The following is a 23,985-nucleotide window of genomic DNA, read 5'->3' on the forward strand; positions in this document are numbered from 1 at the left end:
TCAAGGCCTTGTTATGACTGCTCTTCCCCCAAGTTTTATCTAGTCAAATTAAGGCGCTTCTATCTCCCCACCGCGCGCATTGCTTGTTACTAGGGGTAACAAGTGTGCACTAATCCCTTTATTGCTGTAACAAATTGAGGTTAGAATGCGGAGCTTGGAATTACGCTCCCGCTGAATTTTTATCTCCTTCGGCAAGGTGGCTCCAAATCCATAAAGTAACGAGTAAGCGATTCCGCCACGAGCGGAGCCTCCATAAACGCTTCAAAGAGACAGGTAATTTCGTTAGTTATGTTTTCATCTATCGCCAGGAAAATTTTCGGCAGCAAAAATGCCCGCGAAATTAAGCGCATGGGCAAAGCTGTCAAACGCATCAACGAACTGGAAGAGTCAATCAGCGCATTAGACGAAGCTGCTCTTAAAGCAAAAACGCAGGAGTTTCGCTCTCGACTTGAGAAGGGAGAAACGCTCGATCAGCTGCTGCCGGAAGCCTTTGCAGTCGCGCGGGAGGCGGGTAAGCGCGTGATGGGCATGCGCCATTTCGATGTTCAGTTGATCGGCGGTATGGTGTTGCATGAAGGCAAAATTGCAGAGATGCGTACCGGGGAAGGTAAGACGCTGGTAGCGACGCTTCCCGTGTATTTGAACGCCCTGACTGGAAAAGGCGTACATGTAGTCACCGTAAACGATTATCTGGCGCGTCGTGATGCGGAGTGGATGAGGCCTCTGTACGAATATCTGGGATTGAGCGTTGGCGTCGTAGTGAGTGGTCAGGACGGTGAAACCAAGCGCGCCGCATACGCATCAGACATTACTTACGGAACCAATAACGAGTTCGGTTTTGATTACCTCCGTGACAACATGGCGTTCAGCCTGACGGATAAGGCGCAACGCGGGCAGCATTTTGCGATTGTCGACGAGGTTGACTCGATTCTGATTGATGAGGCGCGAACGCCTTTGATTATCAGTGGTCCAGCTGAAGACAGCTCTGAATTGTACAGAAAGATCAACGAATTGGTTCCCTTGCTCAAGAAGGGAGAGCCGCCTGAGGAAGGGCAGCCTGTAGATGGTCACTTCACTGTTGATGAGAAAAGCCGCTCTGTGGAGCTATCAGAATCAGGCCACTCTTATGTTGAGGATCTGTTAACCAAAAACGGTTTGCTGGAAGAGGGCGACAGTCTCTACGCCGCAACGAACCTGGGGTTACTGCATCATATTAGCTCTGCTCTACGCGCCCATCATTTATATAGCAAAGACGTCGACTACATTGTGCAGAACGGCCAAGTGGTGATTGTCGACGAACATACTGGCAGAACCATGCCCGGACGGCGCTGGGGTGAAGGCCTGCATCAGGCGATTGAAGCGAAAGAGCGCATCAAGATTCAAGCTGAAAGTCAGACGCTTGCTTCCACCACCTTCCAGAATTACTTCCGTCTCTATGAGAAACTGGCCGGTATGACCGGTACTGCTGATACAGAAGCTTTCGAATTCCGCCAGATTTACGGTTTGGATGTGATTGTTATTCCCACCAATAAACCGATTAAGCGTATAGATTACAATGACTTGGTATATCTGTCCGTGGATGAGAAGTTCCAGGCGGTTATCGATGATATTAAGGATACAGTGACGCAAAATCGTCCGGTGCTGGTTGGTACAGCGTCTATTGAGGCGTCTGAATATTTGTCGGCCATGCTGAAAAAAGAAGGCATCGCTCACAACGTTTTGAACGCGAAACAACATGAGCGCGAAGCGCACGTTATCGCGCAAGCAGGTCGTCCCGGCGCTGTCACCATCGCCACCAATATGGCGGGGCGCGGTACGGATATTGTCTTGGGTGGAAACTGGGAAGCCGACGTCGCTGAGTTGGAGGATCCAACACCAGAGCAGATCGCTCAACTAAAAGCCGATTGGCAGAAGCGCCATGATCAAGTAATCGCTGCGGGCGGGCTGCATGTCGTTGGTTCTGAACGTCATGAGTCTCGGCGTATTGATAACCAGCTACGAGGACGCTCGGGTCGTCAGGGCGATCCAGGCTCGACTCGCTTCTACCTGTCTCTGGAAGACAATCTGATGCGTATTTTCGCCTCTGACCGGGTGAAAAATATCATGCAGGCGTTGGGCATGCAGAAAGGCGAGGCGATTGAGCACCGCATGGTGAGTAACGCAATCGAAAAAGCTCAGCGTAAAGTGGAAGGCCGCAACTTCGATATTCGTAAATCGCTGCTGGAATATGATGACGTGGCGAACGATCAGCGTCATGTGGTTTACGAGCAGCGTAACGAAATCATGGCGACTGATGATATTTCGGAAATGATTGACGCAATCCGCGGCGATGTGGTTAACGCCACGATCAGTCAGTTTATCCCTCCGCAAAGTTTGGCCGAACAGTGGAATATTCCAGGATTGGAAAAGCAACTGGACTCAGACTTTGGCGTTGAGTTGCCTGTGCAGCAATGGTTGGACGAAGACAAGCATCTGCATGAAGAGACCTTGCGTGAAAAAATTCTTCAGGCAGTTGTCGATTCGTATCGCGAGAAAGAAGAAGTGGTTGGCGCGTCCGTTATGCGCAACTTTGAGAAGCAGGTGTTCCTGCAAGTCCTGGACACCTTGTGGAAAGAGCATCTTTCCAATATGGACCTGCTGCGTATGGGAATTCACTTGCGTGGTTACGCGCAGAAAAACCCCAAACAGGAGTATAAACGCGAAGCGTTTGAACTGTTCCAGAATATGCTGGATACCATCAAGCAGGACGTGGTCAGAGTGATCTGTCATGTCAGGGTGCAAAAGCAGGAAGAAATGGAGGAGTTGGAACGCCGCCGTCGTGAAGCGCTGGCGCAGCAAATGCAGCGTGCTCAGGCGACTCACCCTGAGGCGATCGAAGAAGGTTCCGATGCGGAAGAGCAAGATGAAAGCTCTGATGCGCCTTATGTTCGCGATCACAAGAAAGTGGGTCGTAATGAGCCTTGCCCCTGTGGTTCCGGCAAAAAATATAAACAGTGTCATGGTCGCCTGGAGTAATTAGAAATGGCTGTGGGGCATGCGCCTTTACCCGAGTTTCACCCTGTTGCAGGCGTTCGTATTGGGGTCGGGTCCGCCGGCATTAAAAAGCCAGGACGTAAAGACTTAGTGGTGTTTGAGCTCTGTGAAGGGGCGCAAACTGCTGCTGTTTTCACCAGCAACGCTTTTTGCGCTGCTCCAGTGACCCTGGCTAAACGTCACCTTGCTGAGGGCTCGCCTCGTTTTCTGTTGATCAACACTGGTAACGCCAATGCGGGCACTGGTCGGCAAGGTATGGACAACGCTTTAAGATGCTGTCAGGCGTTGGCGCAACTGGGCGAAGTGGCGTCTGAGGAAGTATTGCCGTTTTCCACTGGGGTGATTGGCGAGCCGTTGCCTGTGGATAAGGTTGTAGCAGGGTTGCCCAGCGCCTTGGCTAATCTCAGTGAGAACGCCTGGGCTGAGGCCGCCGAAGGCATAATGACGACAGATACCCGGCCTAAAGGCGCCACCATGCGTCTTGAAATTGATGGTGTTGCTGTTCATATCAGCGGTGTCAGCAAAGGCGCGGGGATGATTAAGCCGAATATGGCCACAATGCTGGGCTTTGTAGCGACGGATGCGGATATCGAGCCAGAGCTGCTGCAACGCATGCTGACTGCAGCGGCCAATAAATCTTTCAACCGCATCACCGTTGATGGCGATACTTCCACCAACGACGCCTGTGTATTGGTGGCGACTGGACGCTCCGGGGCTCCCAGATTTACTCAGGATAATGCTGAGCTGTGGCGACCGTTTCAGGAGGCGCTGGATGAGTTAATGCAGCGGCTTGCTCACGCCATTGTCAGGGATGCTGAGGGTGCGACCAAGTTCGTCGCCGTCAACGTTCAGGGCGCAACGGCGCTTAGTGAGGCGCTAGATGTCGCCTATACCATCGCCCACTCCCCTTTGGTCAAGACCGCGTTATTCGCCAGCGACCCTAATTGGGGGCGCATATTGGCGGCGGTTGGCCGCGCAGGCCTACAGAACCTTGAGGTAGAGCGCATCCATATCTATCTCAATGAGGTATGCATTGTTGAGGGCGGCGCACGGGCGGCTTCTTATACGGAAGAGGCGGGACAAGCGGTGATGGATCTTGAAGAGATTACCATTCGAGTCGATCTGGGACGTGGGGAGGTGGAAGACACTGTCTGGACCTGCGATTTCTCCCATGAATATGTCACCATCAATGCTGAATATCGCACCTGATCGCTTCGACAGGTGCTGCGGAGAGGGAGAATGAAAGCCGTTCATGTCGCTGTTGCGGTGATTCTCAATCAACATAATAAAGTGTTGGTGGCCCGCAGACCTGACCATTTGCACCAAGGGGGGCTGTTAGAGTTTCCCGGAGGTAAAGTCGAACCCGGCGAAACGGTTTTAACTGCATTGCAGCGTGAACTTTTCGAGGAAGTTGGCGTCCAAGTGGATATATCTGAGGGTGCAGCACACCCTTTGATCCAAATAGAGCATCACTATCCTGATAAACATGTATTGTTGGATGTGTGGCGCGTATCCCGATTCTCTGGCGAGGCGCAAGGCCGTGAAGGTCAGTATGTGGCCTGGTTGGATCTGAATGAGCTTGATCCTGAGGCGTTTCCCGCCGCCAATCGTGAGATCATCGCGGCGTTGCGGCAAGCCAATTAGTGACCTGAGAGAGGAGTGCGGATGGCGGAACTCACCCATCTTGATGAGAAGGGCGCAGCGCATATGGTGGACGTTTCCGATAAAGAAGCGACAACCCGAGTAGCGCGGGCGGAGGCATTGATTCGAATGCAGCCGGAAACCCTGGCCATGATTACCGAAGGCCGACACAAAAAAGGCGATGTCTTTGCTGTCGCCCGTATCGCTGGTATTCAAGCGGCGAAAAAGACTTCTGACCTGATTCCCCTGTGCCACAGCCTTAATCTGACCTCGGTGAAAGTAAACCTGGAGGCGGATTCGAGCGCTTCTTTGGTGCGTATTGAAGCGATATGTAAGCTTGATGCGAAAACCGGTGTGGAGATGGAGGCGCTGACAGCCGCCAGTGTGGCGGCGTTGACCCTTTATGATATGTGTAAAGCCGTGGATAAAGGGATGGTGATTGAATCGGTGCGCCTGCTGGAAAAGCAAGGTGGACGTAGCGGGCACTGGAAGGTTCAGGAGTAAGCCATGATAAAGGTATTGTTTTTTGCGAAGCTGCGGGAGCAGGTTGGTCGTTCTGAAATGCAACTTCCTGCTTTGGATTCCGGGAGCAGTGTGGCCTCGCTATTGGATGCCGTGATTGCAGAACTTCCAGAGGCGGAAGCTGTTTTGAGGCAGGGAAATGTTCTCGCGGCGATCAACCAGGAGATGGCGCCGTTGAGCGCGACGGTGGCGGATGGTGATGAGGTCGCATTCTTTCCGCCTGTAACTGGTGGGTGAGAGGTCGCCGTTTGTCGTTCGCCGCCTGATGGGCCGGATTTGTTTCGGTAGATCAGGTGGCGTATAAATGGAGTTGGTAGTTATCGAGGGGGAGTGCGTCACGCTATGTCTTCAGCCCGCCTGATTGATCGATTTGGCCGTGAAGTAAATTATGTGCGGCTGTCTGTAACCGACCGGTGCGACTTTCGTTGTGTGTATTGCATGGCGGAAGATATGACTTTCCTTCCCCGTGAACAAATCCTGTCGTTGGAAGAACTCTATGACGTCGGTAAGGCTTTTGTCGAGCTTGGCGTTCGTAAGCTGCGATTGACTGGGGGAGAACCCCTTGTGCGCCGTAATATTCTGGAGCTGGTGGATAAGCTGGGGCGCTTGCAGGAATTGCATGAGTTAACGCTGACTACTAACGGTTCTCAGCTTGTCAAAATGGCGCAGGACCTGCGTAAAGCCGGCGTCAAGCGCATTAATGTCAGCCTCGACAGTCTAAATGCTGATCGTTTCAAAGAATTGACCCGCACCGGGGACTTGCAGCAAGTGTTGGCGGGAATCGAAGCCGCCAAAACTGCCGGCATAGAGAGAATCAAGCTTAATGCAGTGGTTTTGCGCGGGCGCAATGAAGACGAGGTCATGGATCTGGTGCGATATGCACGTGCGGAGAAACTGGATATTTCTTTTATTGAAGAAATGCCGCTGGGCGCAATCACTGAGCATAATCGACAACTCTCATTTGTCTCCAGCGCTGAATTGCGTGAGCGCATAAGTCGGGATTACGAGTTGTTTCCCTGCAGCGAAAACACTGGGGGTCCCTCTCGTTACTATCGTATGTCCGATAGCGCATCCAGAATTGGCTTTATTTCTCCTCATAGCCATAACTTCTGCCATTTATGCAACCGGGTTAGAGTGACGGTGGAAGGGCGTCTGCTGTTGTGTCTGGGGAATGAGCATTCCGTTGATTTGCGGGAAGTTTTGCGTGGCAGACCCGAACAGTTACGGCAGACAATCATCGATGCGATGATGATTAAGCCGGAACGGCACTACTTTGATCTTGAGGAAGAGCCTCAGATCGTACGCTTTATGAATATGACCGGCGGTTGACGCCAGTCCTATGGGGCGGATTATTAGCGTAACTTATTGACGCTATAGATTGCGCCCATGAGTCTAAGTGTTGGGGTGGGGCGGCGCATCTGATAGAATTTCCGCCCCGCCAAGTTTTAGAGAGAGTATCGAGTGTCTGTCACCTATGTCGCCAGTTGCAAGCTGCCAACTCCCTTTGGTGTGTTCGATATGCACGGATTCCAGGAAGTCGGCACGCAAAAAGAACATATTGCCCTGACCTTGGGAGATATTGGCGACGGAGCGCCGGTGCTGGCGCGCACACACTCAGAATGCCTGACTGGAGATGCGCTGTTCAGCATGCGCTGTGACTGCGGCTATCAGCTCGACGAAGCGTTGCGCAGTATTGCCGCCGAAGGGCGCGGCATTTTGTTGTACTTGCGCCAGGAAGGTCGTGGGATTGGCTTATTGAATAAGATTCGCGCTTACAACTTACAGGATCAGGGCGCTGATACGGTGGAAGCCAATGAGCAGCTAGGGTTCGCGGCGGACTTGCGCGACTACAGCATGTGTAAACCGATGCTGTATCATCTGGGTATAAGCCGCATTCGTCTAATGACCAACAACCCTCGCAAGGTCAATTCACTGACTAGTTTGGGAATTGAAGTGGTTGAGCGAGTCCCCCTGGAAGTGGGAAGAAATCCCCATAATCGCAACTACCTGGCCACTAAAGCTGGCAAGTTGGGGCACTTGCTGACGACACACCAAGACGATGATTACGTTGTCGCCGCGAAATAATACGGGCGGGTATTACAACGGAATTCAGGCTTGTCTTGAGAAAGATTAAACGGGGCGCTTAGTTGCGCCCCGTTTGCGTTTTCAGTCGCTGGTGCCGGTCTTGGGCGACGCCAGATTCAGGCTCTGCAGGCGCTTCTTAATGGCGGCGGCGATACCTTGCGCATCCAGGCCGACTTCTTTGTGCAGTTCAGCAGGCTTGCCGTGTTCGATAAACTCATCGGGAAGACCTAGTTGTAAGACAGGCATGGCGATGCCTTGGGAAGAGAGAAACTCGATAACGCCGCTGCCTGCGCCGCCAAGGATGCAATTCTCTTCTAGCGTCACCAAAAGATCATGGCTTCCCGCCATCTCCAGAATCATATTCTGATCCAGGGGTTTGATGAATCGCATATCCACAACGGTGAAATTATTCTCTTCCGCCACTTCTAAGGCGGCAGACAACAAGGCGCCGAAGTTCAAAATGACAGTCTGCGCGCCGCGGCGACGCAGGTTGGCTTTGCCTATCTCCAAGGACTCCAGCCCAGGGTTGATTTCCGCGCCTGGTCCGTTGCCTCTTGGGTAACGCACTGCTGCGGGACCTGTGAATCTGTATCCTGTAGTCAGCATTTTACGGGTTTCATCTTCATCCGACGGCGCCATGACCACCATATTGGGGATGCAACGCAGGTAGGTGAGATCAAAACTGCCGGCGTGGGTAGGACCGTCTTCGCCGACCAAACCTGCGCGGTCGATAGCGAAAAGCACATCCAGATTCTGAATTGCGACATCGTGAATGAGCTGGTCATAGGCGCGCTGCAGGAAGGTGGAGTAAATGGCCACTACCGGCTTGGCTCCGTCGCAAGCCAAGCCAGCGGCTAAAGTCACTGCATGCTGCTCCGCGATGGCGACATCGTAATAACGTTCCGGGAAGCGTTTGGAGAACTCGATCAGATCGGAGCCTTCGCACATGGCGGGAGTGATGCCCACCAAGCTGGCGTCCTGTTCCGCCATGTCGCACAACCACTGACCAAAAATATTGGAGTAGCGCGGCTTTTTGGGCGCTTTGGCGGTGTCTTGCACCTTGGGCTTGGGTTCAATCTTGTTGATGGCGTGATAGCCGATAGGGTCGCTTTCCGCATGAGCGAAGCCCTTGCCCTTTTTCGTGACCACATGCAGGAACTGAGGTCCGCTCAGTTCCTTGATATTATTCAGGGTTTCAACTAAACGAGGCAGATCGTGGCCGTCTATCGGTCCGATATAGTTGAAGCCAAGCTCTTCGAACAGAGTGCCTGGAGCGACCATGCCTTTAAAATGCTCTTCTGTTTTGCGAGCCAGCTCCATCAGACCCGGTGCGCCTTGCAGCACGCGCTTGCCGCTGTCGCGCATCTGATTGTATGTCTTGCTCGCCAACAGGCGGGCGAAATAGTTGGACAGCCCGCCGACATTACGGGAAATCGACATATCGTTGTCGTTCAGAATCACCAGCAGGTCCGCTTTAGTGTCGGCGGCGTGGTTCAAAGCTTCGAACGCCATACCCGCGGTCATGGCTCCGTCGCCGATAACGGCGATGGCTTTCCGGGGCAGGTTCTGCATGCGCGCGGCGATCGCCATGCCCAGTGCGGCGCTGATAGAGGTGCTGGAGTGTCCAACGCCAAAGGTGTCATAAGGGCTTTCCTCGCGACGGGGGAAAGCGGCGAGACCGTCCTTTTGGCGAATAGTGAGCATTTGCTCACGGCGGCCAGTAAGTATTTTGTGGGGATAAGCTTGATGACCCACGTCCCAAACCAGTCGGTCGTCGGGAGTATTGAAGGCGTAGTGCAAGGCTACGGTTAACTCCACCACGCCCAGGCCCGCGCCGAAATGGCCGCCGGATTGGCCTACGCTGTACAGCAAAAATGCACGTAGTTCGTGCGCCAACTGCAGGAGCTCAGCTTCATTAAGAAGGCGCAGCTGGGCCGGAGAGTCGATTTTGTCGAGCAACGGCGTATTGGGCCGATGCACTGGAATTTCTTGAAATACGTATGGTTTTTGCATTCTTGCAGTTGTAGTCGCTCGGTTCTAAGGGATTAGCCGCCGGATCATAGCCTCGGACGCAAAAAAATTGCCTATAAAAGCAATCGGCCATTATAAGCGATGTTGGGTTGGAGAACACGGGCAATTGGCGATCAATGCGTGCGCTCGATCATGAAGCTGGCAAGATCCTGTAACCGGGAGTTCTGCAAACCCAGCGCCTGCAGCTGCGCGAGGGCTTCCTCATATAGCTGGCGCGCCTTCAGTTTCGCTTGTTCAAGACCCAATAGAGACGTGTACGTAGGTTTGTTGCGCTCGGCGTCTTTCCCTGCGGTTTTACCTAATACGCTGGTGTCGCTTTCCACGTCTATGATGTCGTCACGAACCTGAAACGCCAAGCCAATGGCCTGCGCGAAGCGGCGTAAGCCGTCAATGGTTTCTGCGTCAGTCCGGCCGGCGGACAGGGCGCCCAATACAATACTCGACTCAATCAGCGCGCCGGTTTTTTCCAGGTGCATGCGCTCCAATTCCTCAAGCTTGAGCGTATGGCCCTCTGAGTAGATATCGATAGCCTGTCCGCCGACCATGCCCTGATGCCCACTGGCGCGGGCAAGTTCTCGCACCATCTGCAGCATGCTTTCCGCGGATGCGCCTGAGGGCTCGGTTAATGCGCTAAACGCCAGTGTTTGCAGGCCATCGCCGACCAGAATGGCGGTGGCTTCGTCAAAAGCGATATGGCAAGTGGGTTTGCCTCGGCGCAGAGAATCGTCGTCCATTGCCGGCAAATCGTCATGCACCAAAGAGTAGGCGTGAATCAGTTCTACCGCGCAGCAGGCGGGTAACGCCTGTTGCAGGTCTCCGCCCAAGGCTTCCGTAGTAGCGAGCAACAGTAAAGGACGTACTCGCTTTCCGCCGTTAAGCACGCAATAACGCATGGCCTCATTCAGCCTGGCCTTGGGGCCTTCCGGATTGGGAAGCAGGTTGGCTAGGGCTTGGTCGATTTGGGCGCGGTTACGCTGGAAAAAGTCGTCGAGAGAATCAGTCTTCGGCGTCATTCTGATCAAAAGGTTTGGTTAGCGGGGCTCCGCGCTCTTCAATTAACTGTTGAACCTTTTGTTCTGCAGTCTGCAAGGCGGTTTGGCAGTGGCGAGTGAGTTGGACGCCTTCTTCAAAAGCGACCAGGGCTTCTTCCAGTTTAAGGTCGCCTTGCTCCAGCTTTCTCACCAGGACTTCTAGACGCTGCAATGCGTCTTCGAAATCGGGCGTTGAGCCGCTGGTGGAGGGACTTACATCAGAGTTGGCGTTTTTTTCAGTCATTGTGTTCTTATGCCGGTTTTTGCGCAGAGCCACCCTACCTGAGAGCGCCGTCAGGGTCAATCGGTCGCCGTTAAAATTCAGCCGCAGCGGGCTTTGTCGGCGTCTTCTTCATTAAACTAACACCCGGATAAGTCAGCAGTTTTTAAATTCCCTGTCTATACTTTGGGGAAGCCCGGCGCGGCCAGTCTCAGCGCCGGCATCCTCTGGGTTTATTCTGTACTGTCCACCCGTAAAGGAGCGCTTTGTGGATTTAGCTACGCTTTTGGGCCTCATTGGCGGTTTGGCTATCGTTGCGATGGCGATGATGTTGGGCGGCTCAATTGGAATGTTTGTTGATGTGCCGTCGCTGCTCATCGTATTTGGCGGTACGCTTCTGGTTGTTTTGATGAAGTTTTCGCTCGGTCAGTTCCTAAGCGCTGGCAAGGTGGCGGCCAAGGCTTTTATGTTCAAGCTGGATAAGCCCGAAGAGTTAATTGAACAGGTCGTTGAGCTGGCTGATGCCGCCAGAAAAGGCGGCCTGCTCTCCCTGGAAGGCAAAGAAATACCCAACGCATTCCTGTCTAAAGGCATACAACTGCTGATAGACGGCCATGACGGCGACGTCGTCAAAGCACTGCTGACCAAGGACCGTAATCTCACTGTAGACAGGCACAAGCAAGGATCTTCCGTATTCGGAGCAATGGGGGATGTCGCCCCCGCGATGGGGATGATTGGGACGCTGATTGGTCTGGTGGCGATGCTGTCGAATATGGATGATCCAAAGTCAATTGGACCTGCGATGGCCGTTGCGCTGCTGACCACGTTATACGGCGCCATGTTGGCGAATATGATCGCTATTCCGGTTGCAGATAAATTGAAACTGAGAATGGGAGAGGAAGAGCAGATCAAATCCATGATTATTGACGCTCTGTTGGCGATTCAGGCGGGGCAGAACCCACGTGTGATTGAAACCATGCTACGCACTTATCTGCCTGAAGGTAAACGTCAGACTGAAGAAGCCTGACGGGAGTGCGCCAATGAATGACGAAGAAGAGCAAAAGTGCGAATGTCCTCCCGGGCTGCCCGCCTGGATGGCGACTTTCGCCGATTTGATGTCCTTGCTGATGTGTTTCTTTGTGTTGCTACTGTCTTTCTCCGAGATGGACGCGCTCAAGTTCAAGCGTTTGGCTGGCTCTATGCGGGAGGCCTTCGGCGTGCAGGCGATCGTCAATGTGGACAGTATTCCCAAGGGCACCAGCATCATCGCCCAAGAGTTCAGTCCTGGTAAACCAGACCCGACCCCCTTGCAGACCATCATGCAGCAAACCGAGATGGACCTGCCTAATCTGCAGCAGCTTTGTGAACAGCAGGTGGCGGACGCGCTTCAGGAAGAGTGCCCGAAGATTCAAGGAGAAGAACTCAGCGATATTGTGCTGGAAAAAATCAAGATGCTGGTGGAGGAGACGGAGAACGACGCCATTACCCTGGCTTCCGCATTGGAGGCGGAGGTCCGCAACAATCAAGTGGAAGTGGAAACCCGGGGACGCAAGATTGTCATTCGCGTGCAGGAAAAAGGTTCGTTCAATAGCGGCTCCGCGGATTTGAATCCCGAGTTCTATCCAGTGATAGACAAGCTGGTGGAACTGCTCAAGTCCATGGCAGGGAGTATCTCCGTGGAAGGGCATTCTGACAGTATTCCCATTCACACGGCCCGGTTTCGTTCCAACTGGGATCTCTCCGCTGCACGGGCGCTGGAAGTAGCCCATGCGTTGTTTGAGTCGGGAGAACTGGATCCCTCCCGCTTCAGCATCGCAGGTTATGCTGATACCAAGCCCCTGGCGTCGAACGATTCGGCGGAAAACCGCGCCCGCAATCGACGGGTGGAAATTATTCTGCAACAACCTCTGGATGATGAAACCAAGAAAGAGATCCAGAAGGCGAGAGACGTCGCGCCAGATATTCTGCCCAGGGATCAATCTGAGGAATGGCAGGGCTTGGCGCCGGACGAAATATTCTGATCTGGCGGCTTTCTGAACGGTTCGCATTAGACTGGGCGAGAGCGTATAAATAGAGAGACAAGATGGGAGCGAAGAGCAGGAGGCGCATGAGAGTATTGACGTATGAGCGCGGGTGAGAATCTATGTCTGAGGTAGCTGAAAGACGTCGCTTCTTTCGAATTAGCGATACGGTAGGTTTGGCGTATCGGGTGTTGCAGCGAGGAGAGGCGGCGGAAAAAGAGTCATCGGAGTCCCATGTAAGTTCGACCTCTTTGTTGACTCTGGAGAATGATATCTCCAAAGCGCTGGAGAGTATGCGGGCGGCGAACGCAGGGTTGGCTCACATGCTTGAGTTGTTCAACCGCAAGATCAACTTGGCGCTTACTCTGGAGAGCCGCAGCGATGGCGTCTGGTCAGAACCCCGGCGGGCCAGACGGGTTAATCTCAGCGCTTGCGGGATTGCTTTTCCGGTGGACGATCGACTGGATGTCGGCGTGACGCTGCAACTCCACCTGATCTTATACCCCAGTAATATTTCCATGTCCCTGCGTGCGCTCGTTATTGCCTGTGACAAGCCCAGAGCCGATGATGAGGACAAAGATGGCTTTATCCTGCGAGCGGATTTTACGGACATCGAAGAACAGAATCAGGAAATCCTGATTCAGCATGTCCTCAAGTGTCAGACCCGGCAATTGCGGGAGCGGCGAGAGGAGAAGGAAAAGAAAGGCTGACTTCACTCTGGTATACGCCCTTCTCAAATGTCTTTTCCCACATCTGCGTGACGCCGTTTGCATCATGTAGCAGCAGCGTACTGCTGCGGGTGCCGTAGTCCTTCGAAGTAATAAAAGCGGAGGAAAGCAACCGCTCCACCTCAACGCCTACGCCGGTATCCGGCAACAGGTAGTCCGGCGCGGCGGCGTCATCCGCCAGTAACGCCCAGAGTTCATCCTGATTCGGCCCAGTAATCGCAGAGGTGAATCGGCGTTTGCCTGCAGTCAGTTTAGGCCAGGGCGTATTCAATAACCCATTGCTCAGACCGTATATGCCTGGCGTTAAGCGCTGGTACTGAGGCTCTTTGCGATTACTGAAATAAGCCAGGGTGGAGTCGGCAAGCATCATCAGGTTAAAGCCGCCGTAGGATTGGCTTGTCGGTTCCAGAGCGGCGGCGAAGTCGTCTACTGACAGTTCCGACTCCAGGAAGCTTCTTACCAAGGATCCGCGGGATAGCTGCGCGGCTTCGCGGGGGCCGGAACGGTGGTTGGTGACGGCGGCGAAACGGCCGTTCGTCGTCGCGCCCATCCAGGTCCCGCCTTCCTGCAAGTCGCGTCCTGCATAGATACGCGGGCGCTCTGGCCATTGCGTCAGAGGTTGGGTGGGGCGGGCATAAAACTCGTCGCGATTGGCGGCGGCGATCAGCGGAAACCGGGGATTCGCTTGGTAAGCGACAAATAGTAGGCACATAGGCTTGCTCCCAGACGTGCGTGGAAATCGAAAAGCACAGAGTCCTTAATTTATGTATCATACCACCTTCTTTATACGGGGCTCCTGGTGGAGTGGCCTGATCCTATTTTGTTGGGGGCGAAATGGTATTCCTGGCGTATTTGGCTTTAGGCGCGCTAGCGGGAGTGTTGGCCGGACTGTTCGGCATCGGCGGCGGATTGATAATTGTCCCTGCGTTGATTTTCAGCTTCGAACTGCAGGGCGTGGCCCCAAGCGTCGCCACGCACTTGGCCGTCGGCACTTCCCTGGCGACTATTATTTTCACCTCCATTAATTCGATTCGTGCGCATCATCAGAAGCAAGGGGTGAACTGGCGCGTGTTTCGTCCCATGGCGGTAGGGCTGATGGTTGGCGCGGTATTGGGCGCGCAGACGGCTTCATTGATGCCGGCGGCGCAGTTGAAGCTGGTCATCGGGATATTCGCCATTACCATCGGCGTACAGATGGCTCTGGCGCTGAAACCCAAGCCCCATCGAAGCCTGCCGGGGAATGGCGCTCTGGTCGGCGTGGGCGGCGGCATTGGTTGGGCCTCAGCCATATTCGGCATTGGCGGAGGCTCCTTGTCGGTGCCTTATCTGACATGGTGCAACGTGCGTATGCAGCAGGCGGTGGGCACTTCCGCCGCTTGCGGATTGCCGATCGCGTTAATGGGCGCCGTCACTAATATCTGGGAAGGATGGAGCGAAGCGGCGTTGCCGGAATATAGTCTGGGGTTTATCTACCTGCCGGCGCTGGCGGGAATTGCGATAACCAGCATGCCGTTTGCGAGCCTGGGCGCCAAATTGGCTCATCGCCTGCCCGGAGACGTGCTTAAACGAATTTTCTCAGTGCTGCTGTTTGTTGTGGGTGGCCGGTTTCTATATCAAGCGTGGGGACAATTGTGACAGAACGTTGGTTTGACTATCCGAATATCGACCCGGTGGCTTTTTCCGTCGGGCCGCTAAGCGTGCATTGGTATGGGTTGATGTACTTGTTGGGGTTTGCCGCAGCCTGGATGTTGGGTAAACACCGTTCGCATCAGCCGCATGCGCCCATGAAGGAGCAGCAGGTAGCCGACCTGATCTTCTGGTGCGCCCTTGGTGTGGTGCTGGGTGGACGCGTTGGCTATGTCATTTTCTATAACTTTGATCAGTTTCTGGATGATCCTATCTGGCTGTTTGAAGTCTGGACCGGAGGCATGTCGTTCCACGGTGGACTGATCGGCGTCATTATCGCCATGTGGGCCTACGGTCGTTCCTTGGGACTCTCATTCTTTCAGGTGGCGGACTTTGTCGCGCCGCTGGTGCCTATTGGTTTGGGCGCAGGGCGCTTAGGCAACTTTATCGGTGGCGAACTTTGGGGCAGAGCGACGGACGTTCCCTGGGCCATGGTGTTTCCGCGCGATCCATCGCATCTGGCGCGTCACCCTTCCCAGCTTTATCAGTTCGCCCTAGAAGGCGTCGCTCTGTTTTTAATCCTGTGGTTCTATTCCGCCAAACCCCGTCCGCGCATGACTGTCTCCGGCCTGTTCCTGCTGTGTTACGGCTGCTTCCGTTTCCTGGTGGAGTTTGTGCGCGAACCCGATGCGCAGTTAGGCTATCTGGCGTGGGACTGGCTGACCATGGGACAGGTATTATCAACCCCGATGATTGTGATTGGGGTAGCTTTCATTATTTATGGCCGCACCGTGTATGGAGCGGAAGCAAAAGCGGCGCGGAGTTAGTAAACATCATATGAAACAGTATCTCGACATGATGCGCCACGTGCGCGAACAAGGGGCCGTCAAAACCGACCGCACTGGCACCGGCACCCGCAGCGTTTTCGGTTATCAAATGCGCTTCGATCTGCAGCAGGGGTTTCCCTTGGTGACCACCAAGAAGCTACATTTGCGCTCGATCATTTATGAATTACTGTGGTTTCTGAACGGTGATACCAATATCAAGTATCTGAAAGACAATGGCGTCAGCATCTGGGACGAGTGGGCGGATGAAAGCGGTGATCTGGGGCCTGTTTATGGCTATCAGTGGCGCAGCTGGCCGGCGCCGAATGGCGAGCATATTGATCAGATTTCCAATGTGTTGGCGCAGATCAAACGCAATCCGGACTCTCGTCGTCATATGGTGGTGGCGTATAACCCGGCGTTTGTGGATCAAATGGCGCTGCCTCCCTGTCACGCCATGTTCCAGTTCTATGTGGCGGAAGGGCGTTTGTCCTGCCAGTTGTATCAGCGTAGCGCCGATATTTTCCTGGGTGTGCCTTTCAATATCGCCAGCTACGCGTTGCTGACACATATGTTTGCGCAGCAGTGCGATCTGGATGTGGGAGATTTCATCTGGACCGGCGGCGACGTCCACTTGTACAACAACCACCTAGATCAAGCAAAAGAACAACTGGATCGTGAACCACGCCCGCTGCCGCAATTGCAGATTCGTCGTAAACCAGCGTCACTGTTTGACTATGAATTTGAAGACTTTGAGATCACTGGGTACGACCCGCATCCTCATATCAAAGCGCCAGTGGCGGTATAAGGAGCAATGATATGAGCGCAGTTTTATCAATTGTTGTCGCCCGCGCCGAGAATGGCGCCATTGGGGTGGAAAATACGCTGCCCTGGCGCTTATCCAACGACCTGCAGTATTTCAAGCGCGTCACCATGGGCAAGCCGATTATTATGGGACGCAAGACCTTCGATTCGATTGGACGTCCGCTGCCGGGCAGAACCAACATTGTGGTGACCCGTAATAAAGACTGGCGTCACGATGGCGTCAGTGTGGCTCACTCTCTGGATGAGGCGGTATCTCTGGCGGGGCGGGAGCAGACAGACGAGGTTATGCTGATTGGCGGCGCCGAGTTGTATCGGCAGGGGCTGGCGGTGGCGCAGCGCGTTTATCTGACGGAAGTAAAGACTTCCGTGCAGGGCGATGCGTTCTTCCCGGAGCTGAACCCCGCTGACTGGCGTGAAATGTCTCGCGAGTCGCACCCGGCGGATGAGAAAAATCAGTATCCCCATGATTTTGTTGTCTTTGAGCGATCATAACGCCTCAGTCCATGCTCCCTATCGACCACATTATCCCCGAGCTTCTAACCACCCTGGAAGCTCACTCCACTGTTCTGTTGCAGGCTCCTCCAGGGGCCGGTAAGACCACTCGGGTTCCTCTGGCGCTGCTGGATTCGCCCTGGCGCGATGAGCGCAAAATTCTAATACTGGAGCCTCGCCGGTTGGCGGCGCGCTCCGCCGCTCGCTTTATGGCGAAACAGCTGGGGGAGCCGGTTGGACGCCGAGTCGGTTATCGCACTCGCCAGGACACCAAAGTCTCCGCAGACACCTGTATCGAGGTGGTGACGGAAGGTATTTTGACTCGCCTGATTCAATCCGATCCTGCACTGGAAGACTATGCGGCGGTGCTGTTCGATGAATTTCACGAACGCTCTTTGCAAGCGGACCTGGGTTTGGCTTTAGTGCGAGAGAGCCAACAGGCGCTGCGCGAAGATCTGAGGGTGCTGGTCATGTCCGCGACCTTGGATACTGCGCCTCTGGCCAAGTTGCTGGAAAATGCGCCAGTGCTGACCAGTGAAGGGCGCGCCTATCCTGTGGAGGTGCGCTATCGCCCCTTGCAGCGGGAGCAGCGACCGGTGGAGAAAGCCGTCGCCGTGGTGCGTGAAGCGCTGGCGGAGGAAAGTGGCTCGCTGCTTGTGTTTTTACCCGGCGTGGGCGAGATCCGACGGGTCCATGATGCTTTGGTGGAGCATTTGCCAGGCGGGGTGCGATTAGCGCCTTTGTACGGCAATCTCAAAGCGGAAGAACAGGATCAGGCGATTCTGCCCTGCGTGGAGGGCGAACGAAAGGTGGTTCTCGCTACGGCTATAGCGGAAACCAGTTTGACCATTGAGGGCGTGCGCGTGGTGATTGACGCGGGTCTGCAGCGTCGCGCGGTCTTTGACGCCAATAGCGGCATGACTCGGCTTACGACGGGTAGAGTGTCGAAAGCGTCGGCGGAGCAGCGCAAAGGACGCGCAGGCAGGTTAGAGCCCGGCATATGTTATCGCCTCTGGTCGGAGACGGAGCAGCAAGGATTGGCGCCTTTTACCCCGGCGGAAATACTGGAAGCCGATTTGGCCCCTTTGGTGCTGGAATTGGCCCAATGGGGGGCGCGTCAGCCACAGGATTTGGTCTGGCTGGACCCGCCGCCGATGGCGCACTGGCGACAGGCGGTCGACACGCTGCAATGGCTGGACGCTTTGGACGACGCCGGCGCCATCACGACCCATGGGGAAAGCCTGCGTAAACTGGGTTTGCACCCCCGTCTGGCCCATATGGTGTTGATGGGGAAAGCGATTGGCGCGCCGGTGCTTGCTGCAGAAGTGGCTGCGCTTCTGGGCGAGCGCGATCTGCTGGGTCGCGATGCAGGCGCGGATCTGCAGCAGCGTGTGCGGGCTCTGCGTGGGGAATACAAGGGCGCCGGGCTGGATCGCCGGCGTTTGGAAAGCGTGCGTCAGGATGCGCGCAAGCTCATAGACGGCAAAGCCTCTGACGAGCTGGGGCTGGATGCGGTCGGCCGTTTGCTGGCGTTCGCTTATCCAGACCGCATCGCCCGGCGGCGCGCTGGCTCAACTCCCCGTTATCAACTCAGCAACGGGCGTGGAGCTGCGTTGGCGGAAGAAGACCCGTTGGGCCGAGAGGCCTGGTTGGTGGCGGCCGATCTTGATGGTCAGGCGAGGGAGTCGCGAATATTCCTGGCGGCGGCGCTGAGCCCTGTCGACTTTGCAGAGGACTTGAGCGCCCATATCGTTACGGAAGAGCAAGCGGATTGGGATGATCAGCGAGGCGCGGTGGTGGCGCGCCGAGTCAAACGGCTGGGCGCTTTGATTCTGGAAGAGCGGCCGGTTGCGGTGGGCCCTGAACTGGTGCGGGAAGCGCTGCTGACCGCCGTGCGCCGCAAAGGCCTGGACAGCATGCCATGGAGCGATGCCTCCCGGCAGTGGCGCGCCCGTGTGACATTAATGCGCAGGCTACAACCGGATGCATGGCCGGAGTTGAGCGATGACGCCTTATTGGCGGAGCTGGAAAACTGGCTTGGTCCTTTTCTCAACGGTGTCTCCAACTGGGCTGGGCTGCAAAAGCTGGACTTGCTATCGGCCCTGAAAACATTGATTGACTACGCCGCGCAACAAACGCTCGACGCCCAGGCGCCGGTTGCGTTGACTATCCCTACCGGACAAAAAGTCACGCTGGATTATCTCCCTGAGAGCGGCCCCGTGCTTGCGGCCAAACTGCAGGCGCTGTTCGGCTGGACGGAAACGCCGCGGGTGGCCGGAGGGCGAGTGCCTGTGGTGATTCATTTACTGTCGCCTTCACAAAGGCCGCTGGCGGTGACCAGCGATTTAGCCAGCTTCTGGCGCAACAGCTACCCGGATGTGCGTAAAGACATGCGCGGCCGTTACCCCAAACATCCCTGGCCGGAAGATCCTCTGACGGCGGAAGCCAAGCAGGGAACCAAGAAGCAACAGTTCTGAAAGGCTGAGCAACAAAGGATGCGTTGGTTGAGGGGAGGCTGCGCTGTATTAGGCGTGAAGTCGAAGTGAAGCCAGTGCGGAGTCAGGCTCCGCACTGGTGAGGACGTTGTCAGATTACTTCAGTAACTCTTTATCGCGCACTGCGCCTTTATCGGCGGATGTCGCCAGCAGTGCATAGGCTTTCAATGCCGTTGTCACTTTACGTGGGCGTGGTTGCGCTGGCTTCCAGGCGTCGTCGCCTTTGGCTTCCATCGCTTGACGACGCTCATTGAGCTGCTCTGGCGTCAGGCTGACATTGATGCTGCGGTTGGGGATATCGATGATGATCTCGTCGCCTTCCTCAATCAGCCCGATGGCGCCGCCCGCCGCTGCTTCTGGAGAGCAATGGCCGATGGATAAACCAGAGGTGCCGCCGGAGAAACGTCCGTCGGTGAGCAGGGCGCAGGCCTTGCCAAGCCCCTTGGACTTCAGGTAGCTGGTGGGATACAGCATTTCCTGCATTCCCGGACCGCCTTTGGGGCCCTCGTAGCGGATGATCACTACATCCCCTTCTTTTACCTGATCGTTCAGAATGCCTTTCACAGCGTCATCCTGGCTCTCGAAGATTCTGGCTTTGCCTTTGAACAGCAGAATGCTTTCGTCGACCCCAGCGGTTTTTACGATACAGCCGTCTTCGGCGATGTTGCCGTACAGTACCGCCAGGCCGCCTTCTTTACTGAACGCATGTTCCGCGCTGCGAATACAGCCGTTCTCGCGATCCAGATCCAGTGAAGACCAACGCGTGGACTGGCTAAAGGCTTGCTGGGTTGGAATGCCCGCCGGACCGGCTTTAAAGAACTTGTGCAGTTCCGGATCGTTGTTGCGCATGACATCCCATTTGTCCAGGGCGTCTTTCATCGTGTCGCTGTGAACTGTGGGAAGGTCGGTATGCAGCAGTCCCGCGCGATCCAGTTCACCCAGAATCGCCATGATGCCGCCGGCGCGATGCACGTCTTCGATATGATATTTGGGCGTGTTGGGGGCGACCTTACAGAACTGGCCGACCTTCCGCGACAGCTGGTCGATGTGGGTCATGCTGAAATCCACCTCGGCTTCCTGGGCCGCCGCCAGCAGATGCAGAATGGTGTTGGTGGAGCCGCCCATGGCGATGTCCAGAGTCATGGCGTTTTCAAAGGCCTTGAAGCTGGCGATGGAGCGCGGCAGGACGGAAGTGTCTTCGTCTTGATAGTAGCGCTTGGTCAAGTCGACGATGCGGCGCGCTGCGGTCAGGAATAGCTGCTCACGATCAGAGTGAGTCGCCAGCGTGGTGCCGTTGCCAGGCAGGGACAGACCGATGGCTTCAGTCAGACAGTTCATGGAGTTCGCCGTGAACATGCCGGAACAGGAGCCGCAAGTTGGGCAAGCGGAGCGTTCGTATTCTTCTGTCAATTCGTCGGAGGCGCTGGAGTCCGCTGCGATGACCATGGCGTCCACCAGATCCAGCTTATGTTCGGACAGCTTGGTTTTACCCGCTTCCATCGGGCCGCCGGAAACGAAAATCGTCGGGATGTTCAGGCGTAGCGCCGCCATCAGCATTCCCGGAGTGATCTTGTCGCAGTTGGAGATGCACACCAGCGCGTCGGCGCAGTGCGCGTTGGCCATATATTCCACGGAGTCGGCGATGATTTCCCGGGAGGGCAGGCTGTACAGCATGCCGTCATGCCCCATGGCGATGCCGTCGTCCACTGCGATGGTGTTGAATTCTTTTGCGACGCCGCCGGCGGCTTCAATTTCCCGGCATACCAACTGGCCCAGGTCTTTCAAATGAACATGCCCGGGGACGAACTGGGTAAAAGAGTTCACAACGGCGATAATGGGTTTGGAAAAATCTTCGGTCTTCATACCGGTGGCGCGCCAAAGAGCGCGAGCCCCAGCCATATTACGGCCTTTGGTAGTGGTACTGGAGCGGTATTCGGGCATGGTTATACTCCGTGGTTATTAAAACAGCTAACGAAAAGCACTCATCGGCTACAGGATAGCAAACTTGCCTGACCCCATAAATTCTTTTGCCGATACAGGTCGCCGCAATCTGGATATAGGTCTAGACTTGCTACTGTAGAGTGTGAGCCAACCGGAATGCGCCTCCCATGTCATCAGAATCCCTTGATCAGGCAAGTTCAGACTTGTCGCGACTGAAGCACTTTTCTCTACTGGCCAAGCTGTCTGACCCGCAGTTGGTGGTTTTGTCCTCCCGAGCGGACTATCGACGCTACTCCAAAGGCGCCAAGATTCTCGACTTGGGAAGTCAGGACAGTTATGACTATTTTCTGTTGGAGGGCGAAGTGGCGCTGACGGCGGAAGATGGGCGTACTGCGTTGATCGCCGCAGCGTCTCAGGCGGCCCGCCAACCCATCGCGCATTTGCAGCCTCGTCGCTATGAGGTCAAAGCCAAGTCGCCCTGTGTGATGCTGGTGGTGGACCAGCCGACCCTGACCCGAATGCTCAAGGACGCGCCGCTGGATTACCAGATTGGCGAAGGCGTGTCGCAGGTGGACCGCACGGAACATCCCGCTTATTCGTTGATCACCTCGTTCTATCAGGACCTGAATGCGCACCGGCTGACCTTGCCAAGTCTGCCCGACATGGCGATGCGTATTCGCCATGTCACCGAACAACCGAATTTTCACCTCAACGATATCTCCAAGGTGATCGTACGAGATCCTGTGCTGACGGCGAAATTGATTCGTTCCGCCAACAGCCCCTTGTACAGAGGCTTCAAGGAAATTGAGTGCTGCGAGGACGCGGTGGTGCGCTTGGGACTGGACACCACGCGGCAGTTGATCACGATTTTCACGCTGCGGGAAATCTTCCGCAGCAAGAACGTCATGCTGCAAAAACGCATGACCAAGCTGTGGCGACACTCCTCCGATGTCGGGGCGATCTCTTTTGTGCTGGCGCGCATGACGCCGGGCATCAAACCGGAGCAGGCGTTGTTGGCGGGTATTCTCCATGACATTGGCGTGGTGCCGGTGATCATGTATGCGGAAGAACATCCGGCGCTGCGGACTCACGAGGATATGCTGGAAACTCTGATTATGGAGCTGCGGCAGGAAATCGGTTGCGCTTTGCTGGAAAGCTGGGAGTTCCCTGACGCTTTCGTGGCGGCGGCGCGTCATGCTGAAGACTACATGTACGACTCCGGCCAGGAAACGCCTACTTATGCGGATCTGGTGATTGTGGCGCAGATACATTCATACATTGGTAAGCCTGAGCATGGCTCCATTCCGCCACTGGACCAGGTTCCCGCCTTCCATAAATTGGCTTTGGGTGAATTATCGCCGCAGCGTAGTCTCCAGGTGCTGCAAATGGCGGAAGAAGAAATAAACAGCGTGAGGCGTTTGTTGACGGACTAAACGTCTGGCGTTTCTTGCGGGTCCGGGTCTTCCGATGCATCGGAACGACCATTGTTTTTGACGTTAACTTCCTCCGCTAACACGGTAATGTGGCGCTCCATCCGCTCCATCTTCATTTCCAGGTCGTTCAGCTTGTTCAGAATTTCCAGGTCGCGGCGTATTTGATCCTTTTCGTCCTGGGAAACGAAAAAGGCGGAAAAACCTGCTGTCAGTAATGAAAACAACGCCATGCCGAGAAGAATCAAAAAGGAGGCGAACAGTCTGCCGACCGTGCTGGTCGGTACGATATCGCCATAGCCGACCGTCGTCACCGTCACCCAGGCCCACCAGACTCCGTCCCAGGGCGTTTCAATGGCCGGGTCCAGTCCCGCGATGATAAACCCCGCCATGACAATCACGATAAAACCAATAAACAGCGTGTTGCCCAGGTTGTGACGAGATAGAAGGCGTCGCGCAGTGCCGGAAATCTGCAGCAACAGGCTGAACATAACCAGCAAACGCAGGGTGCGTAACGCGCCGGCCAGCGGCGAAAACCACCAGATCAGCGGGCAGCCGAACAGAATGATGATCAAATTGACCCAATTATTGCGCAGATAATAGGTTTTTTTGTCCACCAGGGCGGTAAGCAGGAGGGTCTCTACGATAAAGAAAACCCAGATCAGCCAGTCAGTAATGAGCAGCGCGTCGCCGGACAACTCATCGTTGGCCTGTAAATACCACTCGATAATAATCCAGATCGCCAGCATCATCATCGGCCACTCCAGAATCTGCCCCCAGAATCTGGCGCGTGAGTTCTCGGTGGCGGAGACGCCGGCGAGGCCGGTGACGATGGGGAGACGGTCGGATAAAGACATGTTGGATTTGAGTTAACTCTGCTTAGTGCGTTGTTTTCATGATTATGAAACAAATATAGTCAGCGTGGCGATACAAGTCAGGGCCTTTTGTTTCAGTAACTTGCCATTTCACATAGGCGGACTAATATCTGAGATTAGGCCGCTTTGGCGCGTAAGGAGCGACGCAAGGCGAACAGACTGGCG

At 55.1% G+C, this 23,985-nt stretch carries 22 protein-coding genes; 16 read left to right on the top strand and 6 right to left on the bottom strand.

From position 1 onward, the window contains the following. The first annotated feature begins 288 nt into the window (after positions 1 to 288). The 7 genes from secA to ribA all read left to right on the top strand — a co-directional run bounded on the left by secA (position 289) and on the right by ribA (position 7,281). The gene (secA, locus tag O5O45_RS30820; RefSeq protein ID WP_305903068.1) at positions 289 to 3,015 is read left to right on the top strand and encodes a preprotein translocase subunit SecA; all 2,727 of its coding nucleotides are present in this window, start codon (positions 289 to 291) and stop codon (positions 3,013 to 3,015) included. 6 nt (positions 3,016 to 3,021) lie between these two features. Next, on the top strand, positions 3,022 to 4,242 hold the full coding sequence (gene argJ, locus O5O45_RS30825) for a bifunctional glutamate N-acetyltransferase/amino-acid acetyltransferase ArgJ (protein WP_305903069.1): 1,221 nt from the start codon (positions 3,022 to 3,024) through the stop codon (positions 4,240 to 4,242). A 30-nt stretch (positions 4,243 to 4,272) separates the two neighbouring features. After that, on the top strand, positions 4,273 to 4,677 hold the full coding sequence (mutT, locus tag O5O45_RS30830; protein WP_305903070.1) for an 8-oxo-dGTP diphosphatase MutT: 405 nt from the start codon (positions 4,273 to 4,275) through the stop codon (positions 4,675 to 4,677). Between the two features lie 21 nt (positions 4,678 to 4,698). Continuing rightward, positions 4,699 to 5,178, top strand: a complete 480-nt coding sequence (gene moaC / locus O5O45_RS30835; protein WP_305903071.1) for a cyclic pyranopterin monophosphate synthase MoaC — start codon at positions 4,699 to 4,701, stop codon at positions 5,176 to 5,178. Between the two features lie 3 nt (positions 5,179 to 5,181). Next, a complete protein-coding gene (gene moaD / locus O5O45_RS30840) occupies positions 5,182 to 5,433 on the top strand; it encodes a molybdopterin converting factor subunit 1 (RefSeq protein ID WP_305903072.1) in 252 nt (83 codons plus the stop codon). Positions 5,434 to 5,538: 105 nt separating this feature from the next. After that, a complete protein-coding gene (gene moaA / locus O5O45_RS30845) occupies positions 5,539 to 6,525 on the top strand; it encodes a GTP 3',8-cyclase MoaA (protein WP_305903073.1) in 987 nt (328 codons plus the stop codon). A 132-nt stretch (positions 6,526 to 6,657) separates the two neighbouring features. After that, on the top strand, positions 6,658 to 7,281 hold the full coding sequence (gene ribA, locus O5O45_RS30850; protein ID WP_305903074.1) for a GTP cyclohydrolase II: 624 nt from the start codon (positions 6,658 to 6,660) through the stop codon (positions 7,279 to 7,281). 81 nt (positions 7,282 to 7,362) lie between these two features. Here the strand turns inward: ribA and dxs are convergent, their stop codons facing one another. The 3 genes from dxs to O5O45_RS30865 all read right to left on the bottom strand — a co-directional run bounded on the left by dxs (position 7,363) and on the right by O5O45_RS30865 (position 10,587). Beyond that, positions 7,363 to 9,294 carry a 1-deoxy-D-xylulose-5-phosphate synthase gene (dxs, locus tag O5O45_RS30855; RefSeq protein ID WP_305903075.1) on the bottom strand — a complete coding sequence of 644 codons (1,932 nt, stop codon included), beginning with the start codon at positions 9,292 to 9,294 and terminating at the stop codon, positions 7,363 to 7,365. 131 nt (positions 9,295 to 9,425) lie between these two features. Then, positions 9,426 to 10,325 (bottom strand): polyprenyl synthetase family protein, encoded by a 900-nt coding sequence (locus O5O45_RS30860; protein ID WP_305903076.1) that lies wholly within the window; start codon positions 10,323 to 10,325, stop codon positions 9,426 to 9,428. Then, positions 10,309 to 10,587, bottom strand: a complete 279-nt coding sequence (locus tag O5O45_RS30865) for an exodeoxyribonuclease VII small subunit (protein ID WP_305903077.1) — start codon at positions 10,585 to 10,587, stop codon at positions 10,309 to 10,311. Before O5O45_RS30865 ends, O5O45_RS30860 begins: the two co-directional genes overlap by 17 nt. 244 nt (positions 10,588 to 10,831) lie before the next feature. Here O5O45_RS30865 and pomA point away from each other — a divergent pair, with 244 nt between their 5' ends. The 3 genes from pomA (at position 10,832) to O5O45_RS30880 (ending at position 13,294) form a co-directional block, all read left to right on the top strand. Next, positions 10,832 to 11,590 (top strand): flagellar motor protein PomA, encoded by a 759-nt coding sequence (gene pomA, locus O5O45_RS30870; RefSeq protein WP_305903078.1) that lies wholly within the window; start codon positions 10,832 to 10,834, stop codon positions 11,588 to 11,590. Between the two features lie 13 nt (positions 11,591 to 11,603). Continuing rightward, positions 11,604 to 12,584 carry a flagellar motor protein MotB gene (locus O5O45_RS30875; RefSeq protein WP_305903079.1) on the top strand — a complete coding sequence of 327 codons (981 nt, stop codon included), beginning with the start codon at positions 11,604 to 11,606 and terminating at the stop codon, positions 12,582 to 12,584. A gap of 122 nt (positions 12,585 to 12,706) precedes the next feature. Then, positions 12,707 to 13,294 carry a PilZ domain-containing protein gene (locus O5O45_RS30880; RefSeq protein WP_305903080.1) on the top strand — a complete coding sequence of 196 codons (588 nt, stop codon included), beginning with the start codon at positions 12,707 to 12,709 and terminating at the stop codon, positions 13,292 to 13,294. Here O5O45_RS30880 and O5O45_RS30885 read toward each other — a convergent pair. Further along, complete coding sequence (locus tag O5O45_RS30885; protein WP_305903081.1) at positions 13,236 to 14,024, bottom strand: NRDE family protein; 789 nt, start codon at positions 14,022 to 14,024, stop codon at positions 13,236 to 13,238. The genes O5O45_RS30880 and O5O45_RS30885 overlap by 59 nt on opposite strands. Positions 14,025 to 14,146: 122 nt before the next feature. Here O5O45_RS30885 and O5O45_RS30890 point away from each other — a divergent pair, with 122 nt between their 5' ends. Genes O5O45_RS30890 through hrpB form a run of 5 tightly spaced genes read left to right on the top strand, consistent with a single transcriptional unit; the run spans position 14,147 to position 19,556 of the window. Beyond that, complete coding sequence (locus O5O45_RS30890; RefSeq protein ID WP_305903082.1) at positions 14,147 to 14,947, top strand: sulfite exporter TauE/SafE family protein; 801 nt, start codon at positions 14,147 to 14,149, stop codon at positions 14,945 to 14,947. Further along, positions 14,944 to 15,765: a prolipoprotein diacylglyceryl transferase gene (gene lgt / locus O5O45_RS30895; protein WP_305903083.1), complete on the top strand. Its 822-nt coding sequence runs from the start codon at positions 14,944 to 14,946 to the stop codon at positions 15,763 to 15,765. The genes O5O45_RS30890 and lgt overlap by 4 nt, the downstream gene beginning before the upstream one ends. Positions 15,766 to 15,775: 10 nt before the next feature. After that, positions 15,776 to 16,570 carry a thymidylate synthase gene (thyA, locus tag O5O45_RS30900; RefSeq protein WP_011399566.1) on the top strand — a complete coding sequence of 265 codons (795 nt, stop codon included), beginning with the start codon at positions 15,776 to 15,778 and terminating at the stop codon, positions 16,568 to 16,570. A gap of 11 nt (positions 16,571 to 16,581) precedes the next feature. Beyond that, on the top strand, positions 16,582 to 17,079 hold the full coding sequence (locus tag O5O45_RS30905; RefSeq protein WP_305903084.1) for a dihydrofolate reductase: 498 nt from the start codon (positions 16,582 to 16,584) through the stop codon (positions 17,077 to 17,079). An 11-nt stretch (positions 17,080 to 17,090) separates the two neighbouring features. Then, the gene (gene hrpB / locus O5O45_RS30910) at positions 17,091 to 19,556 is read left to right on the top strand and encodes an ATP-dependent helicase HrpB (RefSeq protein ID WP_305903085.1); all 2,466 of its coding nucleotides are present in this window, start codon (positions 17,091 to 17,093) and stop codon (positions 19,554 to 19,556) included. A gap of 114 nt (positions 19,557 to 19,670) precedes the next feature. Here hrpB and ilvD read toward each other — a convergent pair whose 3' ends face one another. Continuing rightward, complete coding sequence (gene ilvD / locus O5O45_RS30915; RefSeq protein WP_305903086.1) at positions 19,671 to 21,515, bottom strand: dihydroxy-acid dehydratase; 1,845 nt, start codon at positions 21,513 to 21,515, stop codon at positions 19,671 to 19,673. Positions 21,516 to 21,682: 167 nt separating this feature from the next. On the opposite strand from ilvD, the gene O5O45_RS30920 reads away from it, so the two are divergent. Further along, positions 21,683 to 22,948, top strand: coding sequence for an HDOD domain-containing protein (locus tag O5O45_RS30920; protein WP_305903087.1), 1,266 nt, complete (start codon positions 21,683 to 21,685; stop codon positions 22,946 to 22,948). Here the strand turns inward: O5O45_RS30920 and O5O45_RS30925 are convergent. Continuing rightward, the gene (locus O5O45_RS30925; RefSeq protein WP_305903088.1) at positions 22,945 to 23,802 is read right to left on the bottom strand and encodes a potassium channel family protein; all 858 of its coding nucleotides are present in this window, start codon (positions 23,800 to 23,802) and stop codon (positions 22,945 to 22,947) included. The genes O5O45_RS30920 and O5O45_RS30925 overlap by 4 nt on opposite strands. Between the last annotated feature and the right edge of the window lie 183 nt (positions 23,803 to 23,985).

The organism is Hahella sp. HNIBRBA332, assembly GCF_030719035.1.
Lineage (GTDB): Bacteria > Pseudomonadota > Gammaproteobacteria > Pseudomonadales > Oleiphilaceae > Hahella.

What these genes read in the sequence shown, in the direction of transcription:
- secA (WP_305903068.1), top strand. Translation starts at nt 289, where the DNA reads ATGTTTTCATCTATCGCCAGGAAAATTTTCGGCAGCAAAAATGCCCGC.
- argJ (WP_305903069.1), top strand. Translation starts at nt 3,022, where the DNA reads ATGGCTGTGGGGCATGCGCCTTTACCCGAGTTTCACCCTGTTGCAGGC.
- mutT (WP_305903070.1), top strand. Translation starts at nt 4,273, where the DNA reads ATGAAAGCCGTTCATGTCGCTGTTGCGGTGATTCTCAATCAACATAAT.
- moaC (WP_305903071.1), top strand. Translation starts at nt 4,699, where the DNA reads ATGGCGGAACTCACCCATCTTGATGAGAAGGGCGCAGCGCATATGGTG.
- moaD (WP_305903072.1), top strand. Translation starts at nt 5,182, where the DNA reads ATGATAAAGGTATTGTTTTTTGCGAAGCTGCGGGAGCAGGTTGGTCGT.
- moaA (WP_305903073.1), top strand. Translation starts at nt 5,539, where the DNA reads ATGTCTTCAGCCCGCCTGATTGATCGATTTGGCCGTGAAGTAAATTAT.
- dxs (WP_305903075.1), bottom strand. Translation starts at nt 9,294, where the DNA reads ATGCAAAAACCATACGTATTTCAAGAAATTCCAGTGCATCGGCCCAAT.
- O5O45_RS30860 (WP_305903076.1), bottom strand. Translation starts at nt 10,325, where the DNA reads ATGACGCCGAAGACTGATTCTCTCGACGACTTTTTCCAGCGTAACCGC.
- O5O45_RS30865 (WP_305903077.1), bottom strand. Translation starts at nt 10,587, where the DNA reads ATGACTGAAAAAAACGCCAACTCTGATGTAAGTCCCTCCACCAGCGGC.
- O5O45_RS30875 (WP_305903079.1), top strand. Translation starts at nt 11,604, where the DNA reads ATGAATGACGAAGAAGAGCAAAAGTGCGAATGTCCTCCCGGGCTGCCC.
- O5O45_RS30880 (WP_305903080.1), top strand. Translation starts at nt 12,707, where the DNA reads ATGTCTGAGGTAGCTGAAAGACGTCGCTTCTTTCGAATTAGCGATACG.
- O5O45_RS30885 (WP_305903081.1), bottom strand. Translation starts at nt 14,024, where the DNA reads ATGTGCCTACTATTTGTCGCTTACCAAGCGAATCCCCGGTTTCCGCTG.
- O5O45_RS30890 (WP_305903082.1), top strand. Translation starts at nt 14,147, where the DNA reads ATGGTATTCCTGGCGTATTTGGCTTTAGGCGCGCTAGCGGGAGTGTTG.
- thyA (WP_011399566.1), top strand. Translation starts at nt 15,776, where the DNA reads ATGAAACAGTATCTCGACATGATGCGCCACGTGCGCGAACAAGGGGCC.
- O5O45_RS30905 (WP_305903084.1), top strand. Translation starts at nt 16,582, where the DNA reads ATGAGCGCAGTTTTATCAATTGTTGTCGCCCGCGCCGAGAATGGCGCC.
- hrpB (WP_305903085.1), top strand. Translation starts at nt 17,091, where the DNA reads ATGCTCCCTATCGACCACATTATCCCCGAGCTTCTAACCACCCTGGAA.
- ilvD (WP_305903086.1), bottom strand. Translation starts at nt 21,515, where the DNA reads ATGCCCGAATACCGCTCCAGTACCACTACCAAAGGCCGTAATATGGCT.
- O5O45_RS30920 (WP_305903087.1), top strand. Translation starts at nt 21,683, where the DNA reads ATGTCATCAGAATCCCTTGATCAGGCAAGTTCAGACTTGTCGCGACTG.
- O5O45_RS30925 (WP_305903088.1), bottom strand. Translation starts at nt 23,802, where the DNA reads ATGTCTTTATCCGACCGTCTCCCCATCGTCACCGGCCTCGCCGGCGTC.